The sequence below is a fragment of the Cutibacterium granulosum genome (assembly GCF_900186975.1).
Taxonomy (GTDB): domain Bacteria; phylum Actinomycetota; class Actinomycetes; order Propionibacteriales; family Propionibacteriaceae; genus Cutibacterium; species Cutibacterium granulosum.
This window is the reverse complement of the sequence record NZ_LT906441.1, coordinates 1,861,635-1,880,354: the sequence shown is the minus strand read 5'-3', so window position 1 is coordinate 1,880,354 and position 18,720 is coordinate 1,861,635. Positions and strand designations below refer to the sequence as shown.

Here is an 18,720-nt window from a genome sequence, read left to right as displayed (position 1 = left end):
CCTGCCCGGTGATCCAGATGGAGGAGATCGGTTCTCCCAGCCAGTCCTCGGTGTGGAATTACCGGTATTTGCTGGCAAAGTATGCATCGTGCCATTCACTCGTCACAGCAGACCCCATGCGGCTTCCCTGGTGCCCAGACTCATGGGTGTCGGGGCTGCACTGTTGATCCTCGCGTTGCTCTTCCGCCGAACCTGGTGGCTTGACGGGCTCGTTCGGGCATTCACGATTCTCGTGTTCCCCATCGAAGGATCGGGCTGGTTGACGGCTGTTCTGCTCGTCATCTTCTCGTTCTCCCTCAAGCAACGCAGGAGAATCGCCTGGTGGGTGTGCGTGGTGGGTTTCTTGGTGCGCTGGCTCATCACCTGGGGTTACGTCGCTGCCCTCGTCATCGAGGTGACCTCCGGACGGCCCACGGACTACGTGTCCGACTACTGTCTCGCCGAGTACCTGTTCAATGTGGTGAGCATTGGCGCCATACTCTGCCTGCTCATCGCCGACCGACGTGATTTCGTGGCCCGGGTGGCCAGGCGAAACTTCAACCGGGCGGTACTCGTCGCCCTCGTCGGTGTCCTCGTCTCGCTCGCAGCCGGGTGGGCCATGAGCTCGGCAGCAGGTGTCACCGACAGTCCCGCGTCCCGGCTGCTCACCCTGCTCGAACATCTCACCAACATTCCCGGCATTGTCCCAGTGGACGCGACGATGCCCGGATGGCTGTTCCGCATCGTGAGCTTCCTCATGGCCGTGGCAGTGGTTGCGGCGCTCATCGTCCTCATGCGGTCCCAGCACGACATCAGATTCATCGACATCGACGAGGAACTGGAGCTGCGTCGTCTGCTGGCACAGAACCCGGCAGACTCGCTGGGGTACTTCTCGTTGCGGCGTGACAAGGCGGCCATCTTCTCCGAGAATCACCGGGCAGCGATCTGCTACCGTGCCGAGCTGGGCGTGGCCTTGGCCTCCGGGGACCCCATCGGACCGCGAGAACAGTGGTCTGGGGCAATTTCGGCCTTCATGGACATGGCTCATTCCAACGGATGGACGCCTGCCGTGCTGGGTACCTCCGAACAGGGCACCCTTGCATGGCAGCGGGCGGGCCTGCGGGCAGTGCGCATCGGCGACGAGGCCATCTTGTCGCCACAGAGTTTCACCCTGGAAGCTCCGGAGATGAAATCGGTGCGCACCAGCGTCAACCGGTTGCGCCGAGCTGGCTACACGACTCGGGTGCGACGTCATGACGAGATCGACCCGCAGGAACTCGCCCACCTCATCGCCCTGGCCGACCTGTGGCGTCGCAACGGCGATGAACGTGGATTCTCCATGGCCCTGTCCCGACTGGGGGACCCGTTGGACGGACGTTCGGTGATGGTCGAGGCGTTGTACCCGGTGGACGGCCCGATGGCAGGACGCACTGCAGCGCTGCTCTCCTTCGTGCCCTGGGGCCCCGACGGGCTCAGTCTCGACGTCATGCGACGTGATCTGCAGAAGGCCGACAATGGCGTCACCGAACTCATGGTCGCCGGTCTCATGGCTGCTGGGCGTGAGATGGGCATTCACCGAGTCTCACTCAACTTCGCCGTGCTGCGCGAGATGATCGAACAGGGTGACCAGGTCGGCGCCCTCATGGTGCATCGTCTCAATCGCCGGCTGGTCGGTACGGCGTCACGGTGGTTCCAGATCGAACAGCTCTACCACTCCAACGTCAAGTACCTGCCCAGTTGGCAGCCTCGGTACCTCGTCTTCCCGGTGACGGCAGATCTGGCACAGGTGGGGCTGGCCATGGGCATTGCCGAGGGACAACTCGACATTCCGCGCTGGCTCTACCGGGGTGTCTCGCCCGAACAACCCATCCACCGTGCCGAGGAACATCCCGAGATTGCTGCCTTCCTGAGCTCCCGAGCCGAGGCGCCATCACTGCCGCAGCGTCGGCTGCCCGAGCAGATGCGGGTACGGATGGCGACTCGCCAGCACATGCTTGATGCCGGCGTCCAGCCCTATCCTCCCGACTGCACCCCCGACCATGCCCCGGGCGATGTGGTGCATGCGGCGATGGGTGAGCAGATGAGCCTCAGTGGCCGAGTCGTGGCGACGCGCGACCACGGAGGAGTGGTCTTCTGCGACATGGCCGACTGGTCGGGGCAGTGTCAGGTGTTGCTTGAGGAAAGGGCCCTGGGCGCTCGATCCATGCGACGACTGCGCAACCAGCTCTCCTTGGGAGACCATCTCGTCGTCTCCGGGACGATCGGCAGGTCACGCAATGGCACGACGAGCCTGTTGGCCGAGCACTGGCAGGTCTCGGCCAAGTCGCTGCGTCCACTGCCCAACCGGCGTGACGGTCTCACGGACCCCGAGTCCAAGGTACGACGCCGCTACCTCGACCTCATCGTCAACCCGAGCTCTCGCGATCAGCTCGTGGCACGGTCCCGGGCGATTCGGGCAGTACGGGAGACCTTGCTCTCCCATGACTTCCTCGAGGTCGAGACCCCGATTCTGCAAACCATTCACGGCGGGGCGAATGCCCGGCCGTTCCGCACCCACATCAATGCCTACGACACCGATCTGTACCTGCGTATTGCCCCGGAGCTGTACCTCAAGCGACTCATGGTCGGCGGTGTGGGCAGGGTGTTCGAGATCGGACGCAATTTCCGCAACGAAGGGGCCGACGCCACCCACAACCCGGAGTTCACCATGCTCGAGGCATACCAGGCATATGGTGATTATGTCCAGATGCGTGAACTCACTGCCCAGATGATTCGTCGTGCTGCCACCGCAGCACTGGGCACGACGATGGTCCGCGGGGTTGATCGGCAGGCAAAGCGTCACGAGTTCGACCTGGCCGCACCGTGGCGAGTCGTCACCGTCAACGAGGCACTGTCGCAGGCGCTGGGTGAGGAGGTGAGTGCCGACACGTCCCGGGAGCAACTCGTCGCCCACGCCAAGAAGCTCGGCATTCCCGTCAAGCCGTCCGCCTCCCGCGGTGACGTCGTACTGGAGCTGCACGAGCACCTCAGCGAACGCACCACCGTCGAGCCGACGTTCTACTGTGACTTTCCCACCGAGGTCTCTCCGCTGACTCGTCAGCACCGTGACGATCCACGGCTTGCCGAGAAGTGGGACCTCATCGTCCTGGGCTCGGAGGTGGCCACGGCCTACACCGAGCTCGTCGACCCGGTGATCCAGCGGGAACGATTCACTGCCCAGTCGTTGCGAGCCGCTGGTGGTGATCCCGAGGCGATGGAACTCGACGAGGACTTCCTGGAGGCACTGGAATATGCGATGCCCCCGTCGGGGGGCATGGGCATGGGACTGGACCGGCTCGTCATGATGCTCACCGGGGCATCCATCCGTGAGACGATTGCCTTCCCGCTGGTCAGGCCTCGCAGGGTGTGAGAGACCACGTTCGGGACGGACCCGGCTGGACTGTCCGGAAACCATGAGCTGTGGGCTGTCTGGGAGCTTGGGCTCTTGGCAATTCGCGCTACGGCGTCCAATCCAGTAAGCTGGGCAGGTCAACGGGGCGTAGCGTAGTGGCTAGCGCGCCTGCTTTGGGAGCAGGAGACCGCAGGTTCGAGTCCTGTCGCCCCGACCACCTTGTCAGGGCTGTTTCGGTGGGTGTTGCACCTAGTGGGGCGGCTCTTTTCATGCCCGCATGATGTGGAATGGGTCGGAGTCAAGCGTCCCCTGGTGGGAGATTGCGAGCGTACGACGTACGCCTGTGACTAGGGGTGATGCATCTGCTCCTGTATGCGACCGTACGAGAACCGTACGAAACGCTCAATGCGAGTGAGCGAATTGCTACGGTGGGTAGCATTCTGCCTCGGAGTGCGAGGTGATCATTCTGTCAGCAAGAAAGAAGCCCCCGGCAGGCGGTTGACGACCCGTCATGTGGTGCGGGGACACTGGACACACCAATCCTACGGCCCCAAGCGCAGCCGCCGCCTGCAGTGGGTCGGCCCGTTCATTCGCGGCCCCGAGGGAGCATCATTCGTTGGCACCGGCACCGTCACCGTGTGGCGGAGATAGCAAAAAAGCCGCCCCCGGCCACGCAATGTGGTCGAGGGCGGCTTGTGTGACTGTTCCTCAGACGGTGATGTCGGCGAGGCGGGCGACACATTCGCCAAGGATGGCCCCACCTGCCCCGGAGACATAGTCGAGGTCGTCAGGCGTCAGGTTGGGCCAGGTAAGGAATGCGGGTATATCGTCAGTCATGGGTTCTCCTGTCATGTGGGGGCGTTTGGATTGGTCAGGGATGTTGGCCATGTCATGCTCTCGTCCATCTCAAGAAATACTCGCGACATCTTGACGTGGCCAGTATCCCATATGCGGACATAAATGCCATTGGCCCAATGAATTCTTGCGGTTGAAAAATCAATGAGAACGCCATTGGCATTGTTAATGTTCATGCTCTTCCATATCCACCCGTACCCTATAGCGCTTTTAATGTCCAGATTTTCGCCCCTATCGGGTTTGGATTTAATGTCGATACCAATATCCAGCATGATGAGGTTATTATGTCGCACGACACCATTTCTCATGCCGGGAATCGGGTCTACTGTAAAACCGAAGTTGCGGAGGAGTGCTAGCAGGGTGTCCTGGAAGCTGATAAACGGGGTCATGCCGTATGTGACGCGCCAGCTTTTCGGTGTCCGCTGCCACTGCCACGCCCCAACCTCCGCGCCGTCAGTTGAGGCCCACAGCGCACCGACAGGGGCTGATTGCACCCACGCCCGGCCCGAAGCGTCCAGTGTCGAGATGATGTCGGGACGGCCCGGGCCTGTCCCGGTGAGAGTGGATGGCTGCCCCGTCGCGCCGATGGGTCCGGGAGGGCCAGGTGGGCCCTGGAAAGTTTCCTGTGGGATACCGGTGACCTCGTTGCCGCTGCGTATGAGCACGTCGCCGTCGTGGACGGTAGCCGGGACAAGGATGGTGACTGTTGGTGTGGTGGGTGAGGGTGGCTGCCACCCGGCGGCGGTCCACAGGTCCAGCGGATGATCCACTGTGTGATCCGTGGTGACCGTGATCTGATACGGGGTCCAGCCCAGATCGGCGGCAAACGACACCTGCCACGTCCCCGTCCAGAGCCACAGGCCCCGCTGGCCGTTGAGCGATAGGTATCCGTCCGCGTCCAGATCGGCAGTGATTGTCTCGTGCTGCGACCGCACCGACGGCTCAGGGGTGCCCCCTTGATGATGCGCCCCGTCTCCAGCGGACGGAAAATCACCGCCCGGTTGAGGGAGACGGGAGGGCCATCGGGGTAGGGGTCATCGGCTGCCGTGGAGTCCGCGACAGCCCGAATGGCCCGAGCAATCACATATCCGTATGCATACTCGGCGGGGAGCTTCGGTTCGGGCATAATCACACCTCTGCATGGCGTGCGACAGAGACAGAGCCGGACTTGCTGTCCGTCGGGGCGGTGTCGTCGGTGGGCTCAATCATGCCGGGGTCATCGGCGGGGACGTCCAGGGCGGGCTCGGCGGGAGGTTCGATGAGTCCTGCATCCTCACTCGCGATGGCCGGGGCGTCAGGGTGATTGCCAGCCACGAAGCCCGGCGATCCCAGTGACGTGGCGACCGACAGAATAGCCGCTACTGCTGCCGTGATGAGAGCCGACAGCCACGGGAGACCGCGAACGCTATCTACCGTGTATACAACACCAACGCCGACACCGAGCGTGGCGATGAACGTTTGAATAAAAGTCTTGAGGGCGCGCTCAAAACACCCGCGCCAGAAATGCTTGCCCATTCACTTCACCTTCTTCTCAAGGTCGTAAATACGGTTCTCGATAGCCTGGATGCGGTTGCGGCATTCCAGCACGTAATACCAGACGGACCACAGGGCATCCTTAGTGGACCACTTCTTGCCGGTGACGGGGTTCTTCACCCACGACAGATTGTCGATCTTCTTCTTGATGTTCCCGTTTTGCGTCTGGACGACGCCAATGTCGTAGTGAAGCTGGTCGTTGCTGGCCTTGATGAGCTTGGTCAGGGTGTTTACGTCTGACATGCTGAGTTCTCCCTCTGGTGTGGTGGTTTTTCCTTGGACGGCGGCAATAAATTCATTCCACGGGAAATAGGGGCCGGGGTCGTCGTGGTCGGATTGGTGGAACGCCTCGCTCACCTCGTTGTGGCCGCAGATTCCGCGCTCACCTGCCCGCACCTGCGCGACGGAGAGGCGGCGGATGGGGATGTGGTGTCGGTGGCAGATGTCGCGGGCGAGAATCGCGGCGCGCTCCACGGCGGGCCATACCTGCGGGCTGAGCCATTGCTCGCGGGTGTATGCGTGAGAAGCCTTCTCAAATGAAGCGCGCGAGCCTCCGGCGGCGCAGATTTCAATGCCGATGGAGTGGGCGTTTGGTGGCGCGTGATAGCCGATCGTTGCCTCGGACAGGCACTGCACCGTGGTAGAGATGTCGCATACGTAGTGCGCCGAGGCTGACCTCGACGTGGACGCGAAATATTCCGCTGTGGATACTGCTCGTCCTGCCCGCGATGCCGACGGGAAGCCGACATCGGGGCAGGTGGCGTGGATGACCAGCCGGGTGATCGGCGTGTTGGAAGTGCCGCCACGGTGGGCGGCCTGGATGAATGTCATGGCGTCCTCTCAGGGGGTCGGTGTGGCTGTCGGTGTGGCTGTCGGGGTAGGGGAGGGGTCTGGGGTAGCGCATACGGTGGCCCCAGTGACGGTCGAGGTGGTGCCGTCGGTGAGGGTGGCGACGAGGTGTCCGTCATGGCAGGCGAGAGAGGCGAGGCCGCGACCGTCCTTGCCGTCGGCTCCATCCTTGCCGTCATGTCCGGGTGCTCCCGCTAGTCCAGCTGGCCCAGCCTGCCCATCGCTTCCAGGCGCTCCGGGGGCACCATCCTTGCCTGGCTGGCCGTTGTCTCCGTTAGCCCCGTCGTCTCCGGGGTCGCCCTTCGAGCCAGGTGCACCCGTGGCGTCCTTGCCGGGCTGGCCATCTCTGCCAGGGAACCCCGGTGCCCCTGTCGCGTCGCGGCCAGGCCTACCGCCTCGGCCCTGCCGCCCGTCCTGGCCCGGCGACCCTGGCCTCCCGGCTGGCCCTATAGGTCCCGCCGGTCCGGGGGCTCCGACGGTTGGCGCGGGGGCGTCACGGACCCGAGATTCGACGCGGCTGGCCTCATCACACAGACCCGCCTGCCGTAGCGACCGGCCCTCATCGATGCTGGTCGCGCACGCAGCTTTGACGCGCCCGGCCAGCGTTTTCGCGGCGTCGGCGTTGCTGGCGGCCTGCGATCCGGCGGCGTCACGCTGGCCCTGGATGTGCCCAGCCCAGCCCGTCAGCGCGGCCACCACGATCACGAGGAGCGCCAGCATGACGGCCTGCCACACGTTGAGACGCTCCGATGATTGACGTTGGCGGCGCTCCGTTTCGAGCTCATTCGTCGGCGGCATTGGTCATCCAATCTGGCAGGTTAGGCAGGGATATCGGCGCCACTGCGCCGGGTAGGGATGCGTTGTAGCGGCGTGCCGCGCGGCGGGCCTCGTAGGCCCATTCCTCGAGCGCGTCGATCTGGGCGGCCTGGTGGCGCTGGATTTTGCGGGACCTGTGCGTCAGAGCTGGCAGTGCTGTGAGTAGGGCTGCCAGGACTGTCGCGATCCCGGTGACGATCGTGGAGGCCAGCCCTCCCATGGCGGCCTCCTTAGGTTAGGTCGTGCTCGCTCCATGCGGCGGCGGTCAGCAGGGCCAGCGGGGTACACACGAGCAGGCCGAGGATGGGGGCGACGAGCGAGGAGGGCGGTCGCGTGTCGACCGACCATGCCAGGTCGAGGGCCGACCACACCGCCCACGCGGCGGCGCTGAGGCTGGCTCCGGCGATGCCCCACAGATGCGACGGGCGGACAGCCGCGATGGCGAGGATGACGGCTGCGGCCCCGTGGACGCTCACCCACCACCAGTCGTCGACCAGGGCGACTGGCTGCGACAGCCCGTGGCTTCCGGCCACTGGTCGCCTGCGATGAGCTCCCGGAGATCGTCGACGGTGCCATCCCAGCAGCCGATCGTGGCCGTCCAGCCATGGGGGGTGGGGGTGAGCATGCATCGGTAGGGGTGGAGTCCGTCGATGATGAACCCGTCCCAGCGGGCCCCGCGAAGGTTGGCTCCGTGCAGGTTGGCCCCGTGCAGGCTGGCCCCGCGCCCATGCTCCTGCGCGACAGCGATGATGGACTCTACTTTGACGGTGGTCATGCGTGACTCCTCGGCTCGACCCCAGTGCCATGACAGCGGGGGCAGGGATGATGGGTGGTGGATGTGTCGCCGTCGATGGTGAGGTTGGTGCTCATCGGTGGTCCTCCTCCCACCACACGGCTGCGGTAGCGACGAGGACGGCGAGGATGAGCAGGCCGCCGAGCGACGCGGCGTTGATGCAGAAGGCCTCGAAGGGCGTGTAGGTGATCATCGTTCTGCTTTCGGTTCGACGTGGTGGGTGTACTTCCAGGCGGCGATGTCGCCCGGTTACAGGTGGTATCTGGCCTGTCCTTTGGGGCCGTAGGTGACGGTGTGGCCGATGCGGCGCGTGGCGCACATCTGGCGGACGGTTTTTCGTGCAGGCCCAGCTCCTCGGCGGCCTGCCTGGGTGTCATCGGGGTGCCGGTCATGATGCCGCCTCCCCTCGGTTGCGCCATGCGTCGACGGCCTCACCCAGGCGGGCGAGGAGCTTGACGTCAGTGGCGAACTCATTGACCTTGTCCCAGGGGTGGCCGTAGATGACGACCTGCTGGGTTTTGGCGTCGATGGTCATTGGTGATTCCTTTCGGGAACAATGGGATGTGTGACGGATGCAGGTGTGGTGGCAGCGGCAGTCAGTGCCGCATGTGCTGCGGTGTCGCTTGTCGGCGGCGGCGTGGCCTGGTGGCGTGCCAACGTCTCACGGGCCGCCAAACAGGAGGCGGAACGAATCCGCGACGAGGCACAACGGTCACTGGAGGCAGCCGAGGCGCAGGCGTGGGCGGCACGCGAGCAGGCAGCACAGGTTCGCGCCATAGCCGAGCGGCTGTCACGGCCAGAACTGGAGGTGCACCTGGTCTCGCGCGGCAACGGATCGGACACGTGGACCCTGGTGAACACGACCGGTTCCCCGGTGGTTGTCGCAGACATCGCCAACTCCGACGCGTGGTTCCGTGTCTCGATAGACGGTGAGACGCTGCCGGTCACGATTGACCCCTCTGGGGCGTGGCGGGTCGTGCTGCATCGGGGTCTTGGTCGAGCCGGGGCTGGCCATCTGGAGTTGCGTCTGTCGGATGGTCGGCCTCTTCGTGTTCCGCTCGTCGATCGTCGCGAACAACTTTGACGATCGCGGCGATGGCCAGCCCGGCACCAACCCTGGACACCAGGGCGCACACGACGGCGATAACGGTGAAGACTGTGCTCATGCGGCTGCCTCCTGGTCGTCAATGAGTTGGAGACCGAGCTTGCGGCAGATGAACTGGATGCCAGATGGCTGCACTCGAGTGGTGTAGCTGGTGCCTTTGGTCCCGTCGGAGCGCTCGAAGTCGTAAGGGCGGACGGAGAAGTGGTGCATGTAACGCTGGTAAGGGGTGTTGCGCATGGCCCCTTTGGCGATGAGGACGCCCGAGTTCCGAAGCCGGTCGAACAATTTGTTCTGGCTGAGCCCGACCATCTTGGTGACGTTGCCTATCGAGTAGGTGCCGTCGGCATCGAGGAAGCGGTCGTACATGTCAGCCTTGGGCTCGAGCTCATGGACGAGGGATTCCATGGCAATACGGGCTGACTTTTCGCGTTTGACGGCCTGGGCCAGCTCGATGATGACGTCCGGGTCGGAGATGATCTCCTCGGCCTTCTCAGGTGTCAGGTAGCCGCCGTGTTTGCGGATCGAGGGGAGGACTTCGCTGGTGATCCAGCGGCGGAACGCTGCGGCCTCGGGTTTGTCGGATCGGATGACGACCTCGTACATGCCAGCCTCGTAGACGATAGTCATCCGTTGGCGACCGCCTGCCGTCTCAAGGGTGTGCGTCTGACGCATACCCTCGTCGAGTCGTGCGGCAAGGCGGCCCGAAGCGGCGATGTCGAGCACCTTGCACAGATCGGCAAGGACGAACCACGGCTCTCCATCGATGGTGACGACGCGCACTGGCTGGTCTTGATAGGTGAATGGGATAATGCTGGGCATCACTCGACCTCCCCGGTGGAGGTACGTGCTGTCACACAACGATGGGAATCACCATGCGCAATAGTATTGGCATCGGCGGCGAGCTGGCCTACACCGCTGCCTCGGCGGCTGAGGTACTCAAGGTTGAGGAGGCACTGACGAGATTCGACCGTCTCCATGCCCCACTGATTCGAATGATCTTCACTGACGGGGTTGTCAGAAGCGTGCGACTTGATGAGGCGGATCAAGTCGCCCTTTGGCGGGAGGCTGTAGACGAGGACACCATCGTCGCTGTCCGCAAGGAACTCGACGATCTCGGCGAGGGTGGCGTTCTCGACGTCGCAATGGGCCAAGAGGGCGACATCGTCCGTTCTTGGACTGTTGATGGTGAGTGACACTGCAGTCTCTTCTCTCTGGTTCTCAGCCGCCCCTGCTGCCTCGGGGGCGGCTTTCTTTTTGTCTGGCGTGGTGGTCATGCTGCAACATCTCGCGAGACGATAGACGACGTTGGAACAAAGAGAGCCTCCTTCGGGCGCCCCAGGGCCTTCGCGATCTTGTTCGCCAGTTCTGGTCGGCACGTCTTCCTTGCCCCCGGCCTCAGGTGTCCGATGGTGGAGTGCGAGCAGCCGACCTTGAAGGCCAGTTCTCTGACTGACAGCTCGCGGTACGCCATCCAGAACTTGAGCTGCTCGGCGCTGATGAGCCTCACCTCGAACCTCCTCTCCAGTTGTCTCATTGGGGTGCTCCTGACTGTAGACGATCACCGAACATTGTGCAAGATGATAGACGATATAGACGTAACTGTCTACTCTGACGAAACGCTGTAGACGCCTAAACGGGTGGGCTAGAGAGTTCCTTATGTGTATTTTGTAGACAGATCGTCTACATGTCGGCTAGACGATCCTCGAACATCGCTGGACAGTAGGTAGACGTGAGCACACCGAACGGATGGGACGAAGCTCTAGTGGCGGCTGGATTCACCGACCGGCGCTCCGGCAAGGGTCCCTCGTGGACTGCACTTGCCGAAGCGATAGATAGGCATCCGTCGACGCTCACGGCCATGAAGGACGGCTCCAGAAGGACAGACCAAGCCACCATCGATGCGGTAGCCAAGGCTCTCCATCTGGATCCACGCCTTATCGCCGAATGGGCTGGACGCAGGCGGGCGGAAACAGAACCATACCGTCCTCCTCCTGAGGCGAACCTATTGGACAAGGACGAGCGAGACGCGATCGATCGCGTGATCGCGTTGCTTGCTCGCCCGAAGATGCAAGGAAGTAGCAGTGATGACCAGCCGTCTGAGGATCAGAAGAGCCCGCTAGAAGTGGCAGGGCGTGGCGAGATGACGCTTGCCGCCCGTCGTACTCGACAGCCCAAGGGCATTCGGCTCGTTGAGCAGGATCAGGCAGGCGAGGAAAACCAGGACCCCGGAGGCTGGGACGAGGCATGAACAAGGAGAGCCGTGACGACGTACACTCGACCCATGGGAAAGGCGACGATCACACTGGGGTCGATCAGGAACGGCTTCGCGACGTTCCGGCTGTTCCGTCCGGGCAGGGCCGACCAGTTGATGATCGAGTCGATTCAGCGGCAGGCGCAGGCGTTGAAGCATCTCAGCAGCCTCTTCCCGACATCGACGCCCTGGCAGGGACCGGGGAGGTCCAGAACGTCGTCGCGGGACTGATCACCACCAGATCAGGGCCGCTGCCGGACCCGCAGACACTGGAGAGCTACGACCGGGTGCTACCCGGCGCGGCAGAGCGCATCATGGCCGGATACGAGGCGTCCACCGTCGACGTGTCACGCCGCGAGGACCGCATCGTCGACGCCGCCATCGAACGCGACTCCGATGGTCAAAGTTTCGCCCTGCTCCTGTCGCTGGTCTGCATCGTCCTTGCCGCCATATTCGGGTTCATGGGGAAGACCGCCATGGCAGGAATCATGCTCGGGCCACCGGTGGTCATGCTCATCGGGTCGTTCATTCCTGAGCGGCGCCACACCCAGCACAAAGACCAAGGGACAAAACCATGACCACACAAGGTCACCAGGACCCCGGAGGTTGGGACGAGGCATGAACATGCGGGTGTACGTCGACGATTCCGGTGACGGCGGATTCAAGTTCGACAAGGGTTCATCCAGGCATCTCGTGATGGCTGCCTGCGTGTTCTACGACACCGAGCAGATAGAGCTGCTTGATACGTGCATGCAGCAGGCTCGCGATGACTGGTACGCCGAACAGTGCAAGCACGCCAAACCAGGCCGCATCCCCAAGCGGGTTGGTGAGTTCAAGCACTCCAAGTCGAGCAAGGCCTTCAGGGAGAGATTCTTCAGGTACATCGACCCGGTGGACTATGCGATCAGAGCAATCATCATTGACAAGCCGCAGATCTACAGTCGACACCTGCGCCAGAGCCCATCGGCACTGAAAGCCTTCGCCATACGCATGCTGCTGACGAAGAACTACGATCAGATCAAGGACGCGAAGGTGTTCATCGACGGACAGGACACCAACGCGTTCGGTGTCTCTGACTCGGCGTACCTGATGCGCATGGTCAACCGCGAATCCCCGGGAACGATCTCCAAGGTCTCTCTGGTCGACTCGCGGAGATCAGTCGGCATTCAGCTCGCTGACATGGTTGCCGGGGCCATCCGCTCGGCCGAGGACAACCCCGATAGCAAGAACATGTGCGCAAACCGTGACAGGCTGCGGCCCAAGACGTACCAGCCGAGAGGGACGTACTGGAAGTTCAAGTAGACATGGTACGACCCTCGGCCCTATCCGCCCGTTGCGGACGGAGCGCCACCTCTGGTAACTCTTCGGACCGAGGGTCTCGGCTCTTCCAGTATGAGTCATTGCGCGCACACACGCAACACCCAGACGAATCCGTGCTGTACTTGGGGAGGCAGCGCCAATGGTGGCGTGACAGGAGCAAGGACATCATCATGAGCACACCCAACGAGCCTGAGCAGAGCAACGACAAGAAGCCGAGCATGTGGGCGCGGGCGCGGGCGCGGGAGCGCTCCCGCGCCGAGTCGGCAGCCACCAGGGCAAGGATGGAGGAACTCAGGACCACCTACGACACCGAAACAGCATCGGTCGCCGACATCCGCCTCTCGAACGGTGTCGTCAGGCACCGCCTGAAGTTCTACCCGCTGGACAAGCTGGTCATCGAGTACGCCGACAGCCCGGACAAGGTCCGCATGACAGCAACCCGGATCGCAGCTGGCACGTTGCTCGCAGGGCCTGTCGGGACAGCCGTCGGTGCCATGTCGAAGAAGCACAAGAAGGTCGGGTACGTCACCCTCATGAACACCGACACTGGCGACGTCGAGATTCTCGAGATGGAGAAGGGCGACACGGACAAGGCCAGGAAGTTCGTCATGAAGGTGCAACTCGTCCAGGAGCGCGGGAATCAGAGGGCCGCCGCAAAGGACTGAGCCCCTGACAAGCCTGTTCGGCAATCACACCGCTGTCATTTCCCGGTGATGGTCGGTCGGCCCGGTCATGATGTGGGCCATGAGCGACGATCATCCGTGGCGGCGGCTGCGCGACCTGACGGACTGGACACTGCTGTGGGAGCGACTACCCGAGGCCACTGCCGCCCTCATCGACTGGTCGGCGTGCACCATCACCGTCGACATCAACCTGTCGCAGGCGGGTAGGCGCTGCGCCATCGCCCACGAGCTGGAGCACGTCGCCCGGGGGCCGTCTGCTGATCCGCGGGAGGAGACGCTGGTGGAGCAGGCTGCCGCGTGCCGCCTGGTCGGCATCGATGAGCTGGCCGATGCCGTCCGCTGGACTGGCGATGCCGCCGAGATGGCCGATGAGCTGTGGGTGGACGCCGACATGCTGGCAGCGCGGCTGGCCGGTTTGACACCAGCTCAGCGGAGGGTGCTGGATGCTGTGGCCGATGACGTGAGGGGAGGGGGAGGAAAAGAATGTGGTTACCGGGACTAGGCATGGAGCGTTTAGGTGGGCTATGCATGACTCATGGTCAAGCCGATGAAGTACCGCGACGTCGCCAAACTCCTGTCCAAAGCCGGCTTCACCAAATCCCGGGTCAGGGGCGACCACGAGCGGTGGGACAACGGCCCACACCACATCACCATCACCCACAGCCGCGAAGTGTCAGCAGGAGTCGTCCGGCAGGTATCAAGGAGGCCACCAAATGAGCAAGACCATGACAGTGAAAGCCATCCGCTGGCGCGGCGGATGGGAACTCCACATCGACGACCACCACTGCACCCAGTCCAAGACACTCGACCAAGCCGAGAGGCAGATCCGCGACTACCTCTACCTCGACGATCCGGACACCAATTACGACGACTGGACCATTACTGTCATCCCCCAAATCGACAGTTACGCGGAGGCCGTGGACGCACGCCGTCGCACCACCGAGGCTGCCGCCGCCCAGAAAGAGGCCGCCGCAGCCTCCAGGGCAGCCGTGCGCCATCTGCGCGCCGAGGGATTGACCATGGCCGAGTGCGCCACCGTGCTCGGTGTCACACGCGGGCGAGTGGCTCAGCTCGCCCATGGATGATGGCTGTCATTGATCTGTGGCGTCACAGGGACGGCACACCGACCAAGCGTGACGGGCGTGGCCTGCGCTGGCGGGTCGTGGTGGCGGGGTGGCCGTCGACGGCCTGCCGCACCCGCGCCGAGGCCGACTACATCAACGCGGCTCGCATCGCGCAGGGGCGGCCCAGGCCGTCGGACGGGCGGACGGTCGGTGAGCGTGTGGACGTGTGGCTGGCCGGGAAGGCCGGCCTGTCGCCCAAGGGGCGGGAGGCGGCGCGTGTGGCCGCGTCGTGGGTCAAGGGAGAATGGGCTGGCATGCCTGCCGACGAGGTTGACCCCGCGCAGGTGCAGGTGTGGCTGGCAGGTTTGCGCACCGACCACGGCCCGGCTTCACCCTCGCTCAAGCACAAGATCCTGCAATGCCTGCGCGGATCAATCGGCGACGTGGCCGATCTGTCCGGGGTGCGGGTGCCCAGTGAGCGTCCACGCGAGCCGCGCTTCCTGTCAGCCGAGGATCTGGTCCGTCTGGCCGACGAGTGCCACGGCTGGGAGGCGATGGTGATGCTGCTGGGCACCACCGGTATCAGGGTGGGGGAGTGCTGCGCCCTCGACGTCGCCGACGTCAGCCCGGCCACCCGATGACTGCGGGTGTGCCACGCCAAATCCGGGCGCGGCAGGGATGTGCCAGTCCCGGCCTCGGTGTTGGCGATGCTGGACCTGGGCAGGCCGGCCGATCAGCCGCTGTTCGTCACGCGGCTGGGGACAAGGGTGCACAAGGACTCATGGAGGTCGCGGCATTTCACCCCGGCTACCGTCCGGGCTGGCATGGCGGGGCTGCACGTCCATGATCTGCGGCACACGGCGGCGTCGCTGGCGATAGCGTCGGGGGCGGACGTCAAGGCGGTGCAGAGGATGCTCGGCCATGCGTCGGCGGCGATGACGCTGGACGTGTACGCCGCGCTGTGGGACAAGGGTCTGGACGATGTGGCGGCGAGGATGGATTCGCAGCTGGCGGGCGCCGGTTCCGAGCAGGCTTTTACCGATTCCTTACCGTCGTCGCCGGGCTAGGTGGTGCCGCCTGCTTTGGGAGCAGGAGACCGCAGGTTCGAGCCCTGTCGCCCCGACCATGTGCACATCAGGTGCCACCGTCCCACGCACGATGCGAGCAGTACCAGGACATCCAATCAGCAGTGGGACGCTGGCCTCTTGTCCGCTTGTCACTTCTGGTGTCGATGACGAGGATGGTTCCATGACCCACGATGCACGCCCCACCACGTCGCGACTCGGCCTCGCCCTGCCCGAGACACCCTTGGCCGAACCAGGAAAACAGCGGCCGGTCGTCGTCAAGTCGCCAGCACGTCGGATGCCGCGCAAGCACTGGATCGACCTCACCGACGACCAACGGGTCCAAGCCGTCAAGGACCTTGGCCTGCCGGCCTTCCGTGCCAAGCAGATCAACTCCCACGTCTTCGAACGATGGGAGATCGACCCCACCGAGTGGACGGACCTTCCCAAGGACGCTCGGGCCCGGATCGCCGAGGCCTGGTTCCCCACCATGATCACCCAGGTCTCCCAGCAGAGCGCCGATCGCGGTACGACCGTCAAGACCTTGTGGCGTCTCATCGGTGGGGCGCTGGTCGAATCGGTGCTCATGCACTACCCGGCCACTCGGCACTCTGCGGCACGCACCACGCTGTGCATCTCCTCCCAGGCCGGGTGCGGCATGGCCTGCCCGTTCTGTGCGACGGGCCAGGGCGGTATCCAGCGCAACATGCTGGCCTCCGAGATCGTCACCCAGGTGCTTGCAGCCAACCGTCTCATCGCGGCCGGGGGAGTGCGGGGTGCACGTGAGCGGGTGCACAACATCGTCTTCATGGGCATGGGCGAACCGATGGCCAACTACAAATCGGTGCTGCACGCAGTGCGAACCCTCACCACCCCCACCCCAGGAGGTGTCGGGATGAGCGCCCGGGCCCTGACGATCTCGACGGTCGGACTGGTGCCGCGCATTCGGGCGCTCACCGAGGAAGGCCTGCCGGTCACCCTCGCCGTGTCGCTGCACGCCCCCGACGACGAACTTCGTGACGAGCTCATTCCCGCCAACAAGCGCTGGAAGGTCGACGACCTGCTCGATGCGGCGTTCCAGTATGCCGAGACCACGAAACGACGAGTGTCGATCGAGTATGCACTGATGCGTGACATCAACGACCAGGCCGATCGCGCTGCCGTGCTGGCCAGACAGCTGCGGCGTCGGGGCGACTGGAACTGGGCGCACGTCAATCTCATCCCCCTCAACCCGACGCCCGGGTCGCGGTGGACGGCTTCGCGTCAGGAGGACCAGGACGCCTTCGTCGCCACCCTGGAACGGTGGAAGATTCCAGTGACGGTGCGCGACACCCGTGGCTCCGACATCGACGGGGCGTGTGGCCAGCTGGCAGCCAAGGGGCGCGTCGACGAACTCGGGGTGTGAGTGACTCGCGTGGCGGCCTTGGCCCGGAAAACCCGCAGAAGGTGTTCTGTCGCTCCTGGCATGGCTGTGCTCCGTGCGATCCCGGGCGACCGGTGCACGTGACTGGCGGTTCCCGACTCCTGCACGATGCGGCCGTCACACGGGGCATGTTCACACGGGGCGTACCAGGGACCACAACGTCTGGTCACCCAGCGGCTCTGAGTCCCATGTGGCGCACGGCTCGTCACCCAGTACCAGACGCAGGGTGTGCGGGCTGGAGACCACGGCAAGATCGATGACGAGTCCCGCTGCAGTCCATCCCCCGCAGCAGGCCACGTCCAGCAGACCCTCGGCGCCACCGGTCGACGACTGGGGCGGCAGCGCGCAGCGGGTGTGTTCCCAACGCTGGTGTCCCACCCGCACCCGCAGGGTTCTGTCGTCGGGAAACGTCCAGGTGAGGTTCCACCCGTTCTGTCCGGGGGCCACGACAAGATGACCACCCTCCAGCATGGTCTGCACCGAGCGGACTGGGTCGAAATCCCCGTCGATGGTGGGGATCGTGCGTGTCACCTCTGTGACGTCGTCGTCCGCCAGGGTGTGATCCGCATCGTCTGGTTCGGGGTCGCTGTGTGCCGTCCTGTCCAGGGCTGGGACGAGGCGTTGCCACATCGTGCTCAACACGGTCTGGATCGCTCCCGGGCCTGCTGCCGGACAGTTGTTCGTCGAGACGATGACGGCGTCCTGCTCGGGGAGCACCAGGACGTACTGGCCGAAGGCCCCGTCCAGTCGGTAGCCATGCTGTGAGGTCCACACCTGCCAGCCATAGCCCAGTGCCCAGTCCGGGCCAGCGTTGCCGTCCGTCCTCACCTGGGTGCGTCGGTGCATGTCGATCCACTCAGCCGGGAGCAGCCGCGCGCCGTGGTGAATGCCGTCGTCAAGCAGCAGTTGCCCCACCTTGAGCAGGTCCGAGGCGTCGATGTGGAGACCGCTGTAGCCCAGCACTTGGCCGTCCAGATCACGCTGCCAGGAGTATTCGGTGATCTCCAGGGGAGCGAGGACGTGCTGGTCCACCAGGTCGACGACGGTGCGTCCGGTGTGTCGGGCGACGAGGCGTCCCAGGATCCAACTTGCCAGATTGTTGTAGGCGAAGTCGGTGCCTGGACGGCTGAGCGGCTCGGTGGCCAGGAAGTCCGCCACCGACGACTCCGCGGGTGGGTGGTTGCGTGCCAGTAGTTGCTCGGTCTGTTCCGGGCTGTGCCCGGAAGACATGGTGAGCAGGTCGCGTACCCGGATCTGGCTGGCCACCTTCCCCAGCTGTTCGGGCAGGATCTCCGGCCACAGGTCGACCAGACGGTCGAGATATTCGAAATGCCCCTCGTCGACCGCGATGCCCACGGCCATGGAGGTGAACGTCTTGGACACCGAGTACACCAGTGACGGCTGGTGCTTCTGCCACGGGGCGTTCCGGCATGCTGCGAGCAGACGTCCGTGCTGGCAGACCAGGAGCCGGTGGGGACGGCATCCCGCTGCTGCCAGTTCGTCGAAAACCTCGGTCGTCACCTCAACCACTTCTGCACTGCTCATGACCACCACGGTAGTGCGCTCACACTGACACGCGGACGAGGTCGGACCA

General features: G+C 64.1%; 22 protein-coding genes, 1 tRNA gene and 2 pseudogenes. 13 read left to right on the top strand and 12 right to left on the bottom strand.

Going from position 1 to position 18,720, the window contains the following annotated elements:
• Positions 1-142 precede the first annotated feature (142 nt).
• Positions 143-3,388, top strand: a complete 3,246-nt coding sequence (gene lysX, locus CKV91_RS08070; protein WP_065860517.1) for a bifunctional lysylphosphatidylglycerol synthetase/lysine--tRNA ligase LysX — start codon at positions 143-145, stop codon at positions 3,386-3,388.
• Between the two features lie 123 nt (positions 3,389-3,511).
• A tRNA-Pro gene (locus CKV91_RS08065) sits at positions 3,512-3,587 on the top strand.
• Positions 3,588-4,078: 491 nt separating this feature from the next.
• On the opposite strand, the gene CKV91_RS09940 is transcribed toward CKV91_RS08065, so the two are convergent.
• From CKV91_RS09940 to CKV91_RS09430, 8 genes and pseudogenes are all read right to left on the bottom strand, one after another.
• Positions 4,079-4,207, bottom strand: a complete 129-nt coding sequence (locus CKV91_RS09940; protein ID WP_267911572.1) for a hypothetical protein — start codon at positions 4,205-4,207, stop codon at positions 4,079-4,081.
• 11 nt (positions 4,208-4,218) lie between these two features.
• Positions 4,219-5,058, bottom strand: a complete 840-nt coding sequence (locus tag CKV91_RS08055; protein WP_157738770.1) for a hypothetical protein — start codon at positions 5,056-5,058, stop codon at positions 4,219-4,221.
• A gap of 295 nt (positions 5,059-5,353) precedes the next feature.
• A complete protein-coding gene (locus CKV91_RS08050) occupies positions 5,354-5,740 on the bottom strand; it encodes a holin (protein ID WP_021104631.1) in 387 nt (128 codons plus the stop codon).
• Positions 5,741-6,648, bottom strand: a pseudogene (locus CKV91_RS08045) (N-acetylmuramoyl-L-alanine amidase); the annotation flags it as partial.
• Between the two features lie 740 nt (positions 6,649-7,388).
• Positions 7,389-7,643 carry a hypothetical protein gene (locus CKV91_RS08035; protein ID WP_065860520.1) on the bottom strand — a complete coding sequence of 85 codons (255 nt, stop codon included), beginning with the start codon at positions 7,641-7,643 and terminating at the stop codon, positions 7,389-7,391.
• Positions 7,644-7,653: 10 nt separating this feature from the next.
• Positions 7,654-7,899, bottom strand: a complete 246-nt coding sequence (locus tag CKV91_RS08030; protein WP_021104635.1) for a hypothetical protein — start codon at positions 7,897-7,899, stop codon at positions 7,654-7,656.
• The gene (locus CKV91_RS08025) at positions 7,896-8,198 is read right to left on the bottom strand and encodes a pentapeptide repeat-containing protein (RefSeq protein ID WP_065860521.1); all 303 of its coding nucleotides are present in this window, start codon (positions 8,196-8,198) and stop codon (positions 7,896-7,898) included. Before CKV91_RS08025 ends, CKV91_RS08030 begins: the two co-directional genes overlap by 4 nt.
• A gap of 406 nt (positions 8,199-8,604) precedes the next feature.
• Positions 8,605-8,751, bottom strand: a complete 147-nt coding sequence (locus tag CKV91_RS09430) for a hypothetical protein (protein ID WP_157738768.1) — start codon at positions 8,749-8,751, stop codon at positions 8,605-8,607.
• A gap of 30 nt (positions 8,752-8,781) precedes the next feature.
• Between CKV91_RS09430 and CKV91_RS08020 the strand changes: the two genes are divergently transcribed.
• Positions 8,782-9,300: a hypothetical protein gene (locus CKV91_RS08020; protein ID WP_157738766.1), complete on the top strand. Its 519-nt coding sequence runs from the start codon at positions 8,782-8,784 to the stop codon at positions 9,298-9,300.
• 78 nt (positions 9,301-9,378) lie between these two features.
• Here the strand turns inward: CKV91_RS08020 and CKV91_RS08015 are convergent, their stop codons facing one another.
• The 3 genes from CKV91_RS08015 to CKV91_RS08005 are packed head-to-tail and all read right to left on the bottom strand — an operon-like array spanning position 9,379 to position 10,855.
• On the bottom strand, positions 9,379-10,140 hold the full coding sequence (locus tag CKV91_RS08015; RefSeq protein WP_021104639.1) for a phage antirepressor: 762 nt from the start codon (positions 10,138-10,140) through the stop codon (positions 9,379-9,381).
• A complete protein-coding gene (locus CKV91_RS09425) occupies positions 10,140-10,595 on the bottom strand; it encodes a hypothetical protein (RefSeq protein ID WP_157738764.1) in 456 nt (151 codons plus the stop codon). Before CKV91_RS09425 ends, CKV91_RS08015 begins: the two co-directional genes overlap by 1 nt.
• Entirely contained in the window at positions 10,592-10,855 is a 264-nt protein-coding gene (locus tag CKV91_RS08005; RefSeq protein ID WP_065860523.1) for a helix-turn-helix transcriptional regulator, read from the bottom strand. Before CKV91_RS08005 ends, CKV91_RS09425 begins: the two co-directional genes overlap by 4 nt.
• A gap of 195 nt (positions 10,856-11,050) precedes the next feature.
• Between CKV91_RS08005 and CKV91_RS08000 the strand changes: the two genes are divergently transcribed.
• The 10 genes and pseudogenes from CKV91_RS08000 (at position 11,051) to rlmN (ending at position 17,108) form a co-directional block, all read left to right on the top strand.
• Positions 11,051-11,569, top strand: a complete 519-nt coding sequence (locus tag CKV91_RS08000; protein WP_157738762.1) for a hypothetical protein — start codon at positions 11,051-11,053, stop codon at positions 11,567-11,569.
• The gene (locus CKV91_RS07995; protein WP_021104643.1) at positions 11,566-12,150 is read left to right on the top strand and encodes a DUF2335 domain-containing protein; all 585 of its coding nucleotides are present in this window, start codon (positions 11,566-11,568) and stop codon (positions 12,148-12,150) included. Before CKV91_RS08000 ends, CKV91_RS07995 begins: the two co-directional genes overlap by 4 nt.
• A gap of 40 nt (positions 12,151-12,190) precedes the next feature.
• Positions 12,191-12,874, top strand: a complete 684-nt coding sequence (locus CKV91_RS07990) for a DUF3800 domain-containing protein (protein ID WP_021104644.1) — start codon at positions 12,191-12,193, stop codon at positions 12,872-12,874.
• 188 nt (positions 12,875-13,062) lie between these two features.
• Positions 13,063-13,557 (top strand): hypothetical protein, encoded by a 495-nt coding sequence (locus CKV91_RS07985; protein WP_065860524.1) that lies wholly within the window; start codon positions 13,063-13,065, stop codon positions 13,555-13,557.
• A gap of 79 nt (positions 13,558-13,636) precedes the next feature.
• Positions 13,637-14,077, top strand: coding sequence for a hypothetical protein (locus CKV91_RS07980; RefSeq protein ID WP_065860525.1), 441 nt, complete (start codon positions 13,637-13,639; stop codon positions 14,075-14,077).
• A gap of 33 nt (positions 14,078-14,110) precedes the next feature.
• Positions 14,111-14,215 (top strand): annotated as a pseudogene (locus CKV91_RS10125) (type II toxin-antitoxin system HicA family toxin); the annotation flags it as partial.
• Positions 14,216-14,288: 73 nt separating this feature from the next.
• Entirely contained in the window at positions 14,289-14,660 is a 372-nt protein-coding gene (locus CKV91_RS10120) for a hypothetical protein (protein ID WP_065673755.1), read from the top strand.
• Positions 14,657-15,280 carry a site-specific integrase gene (locus CKV91_RS10115; protein WP_169712406.1) on the top strand — a complete coding sequence of 208 codons (624 nt, stop codon included), beginning with the start codon at positions 14,657-14,659 and terminating at the stop codon, positions 15,278-15,280. Before CKV91_RS10120 ends, CKV91_RS10115 begins: the two co-directional genes overlap by 4 nt.
• Before the next feature lie 66 nt (positions 15,281-15,346).
• The gene (locus tag CKV91_RS07970) at positions 15,347-15,706 is read left to right on the top strand and encodes a tyrosine-type recombinase/integrase (protein WP_081672559.1); all 360 of its coding nucleotides are present in this window, start codon (positions 15,347-15,349) and stop codon (positions 15,704-15,706) included.
• A gap of 181 nt (positions 15,707-15,887) precedes the next feature.
• Positions 15,888-17,108, top strand: a complete 1,221-nt coding sequence (gene rlmN / locus CKV91_RS07960; protein ID WP_065860527.1) for a dual-specificity RNA methyltransferase RlmN — start codon at positions 15,888-15,890, stop codon at positions 17,106-17,108.
• 150 nt (positions 17,109-17,258) lie between these two features.
• Here the strand turns inward: rlmN and CKV91_RS07955 are convergent, their stop codons facing one another.
• Positions 17,259-18,671 (bottom strand): serine hydrolase domain-containing protein, encoded by a 1,413-nt coding sequence (locus CKV91_RS07955; RefSeq protein WP_095141015.1) that lies wholly within the window; start codon positions 18,669-18,671, stop codon positions 17,259-17,261.
• Between the last annotated feature and the right edge of the window lie 49 nt (positions 18,672-18,720).

Bases quoted from the DNA above. Each gene is read 5' to 3' on its own strand.
- CKV91_RS08050 (WP_021104631.1), bottom strand. From the start codon at position 5,740: ATGGGCAAGCATTTCTGGCGCGGGTGTTTTGAGCGCGCCCTCAAGACT.
- CKV91_RS08005 (WP_065860523.1), bottom strand. From the start codon at position 10,855: ATGAGACAACTGGAGAGGAGGTTCGAGGTGAGGCTCATCAGCGCCGAG.
- CKV91_RS07995 (WP_021104643.1), top strand. From the start codon at position 11,566: ATGAACAAGGAGAGCCGTGACGACGTACACTCGACCCATGGGAAAGGC.
- CKV91_RS07990 (WP_021104644.1), top strand. From the start codon at position 12,191: ATGAACATGCGGGTGTACGTCGACGATTCCGGTGACGGCGGATTCAAG.
- CKV91_RS10115 (WP_169712406.1), top strand. From the start codon at position 14,657: ATGATGGCTGTCATTGATCTGTGGCGTCACAGGGACGGCACACCGACC.
- CKV91_RS07985 (WP_065860524.1), top strand. From the start codon at position 13,063: ATGAGCACACCCAACGAGCCTGAGCAGAGCAACGACAAGAAGCCGAGC.
- CKV91_RS07955 (WP_095141015.1), bottom strand. From the start codon at position 18,671: ATGAGCAGTGCAGAAGTGGTTGAGGTGACGACCGAGGTTTTCGACGAA.
- lysX (WP_065860517.1), top strand. From the start codon at position 143: ATGGGTGTCGGGGCTGCACTGTTGATCCTCGCGTTGCTCTTCCGCCGA.
- CKV91_RS10120 (WP_065673755.1), top strand. From the start codon at position 14,289: ATGAGCAAGACCATGACAGTGAAAGCCATCCGCTGGCGCGGCGGATGG.
- CKV91_RS08015 (WP_021104639.1), bottom strand. From the start codon at position 10,140: ATGCCCAGCATTATCCCATTCACCTATCAAGACCAGCCAGTGCGCGTC.
- CKV91_RS09430 (WP_157738768.1), bottom strand. From the start codon at position 8,751: ATGACCATCGACGCCAAAACCCAGCAGGTCGTCATCTACGGCCACCCC.
- rlmN (WP_065860527.1), top strand. From the start codon at position 15,888: ATGACCCACGATGCACGCCCCACCACGTCGCGACTCGGCCTCGCCCTG.
- CKV91_RS09425 (WP_157738764.1), bottom strand. From the start codon at position 10,595: ATGACCACCACGCCAGACAAAAAGAAAGCCGCCCCCGAGGCAGCAGGG.
- CKV91_RS09940 (WP_267911572.1), bottom strand. From the start codon at position 4,207: ATGACTGACGATATACCCGCATTCCTTACCTGGCCCAACCTGACGCCT.
- CKV91_RS07970 (WP_081672559.1), top strand. From the start codon at position 15,347: ATGCTGGACCTGGGCAGGCCGGCCGATCAGCCGCTGTTCGTCACGCGG.
- CKV91_RS08035 (WP_065860520.1), bottom strand. From the start codon at position 7,643: ATGGGAGGGCTGGCCTCCACGATCGTCACCGGGATCGCGACAGTCCTG.
- CKV91_RS08025 (WP_065860521.1), bottom strand. From the start codon at position 8,198: ATGACCACCGTCAAAGTAGAGTCCATCATCGCTGTCGCGCAGGAGCAT.
- CKV91_RS07980 (WP_065860525.1), top strand. From the start codon at position 13,637: ATGAGCGACGATCATCCGTGGCGGCGGCTGCGCGACCTGACGGACTGG.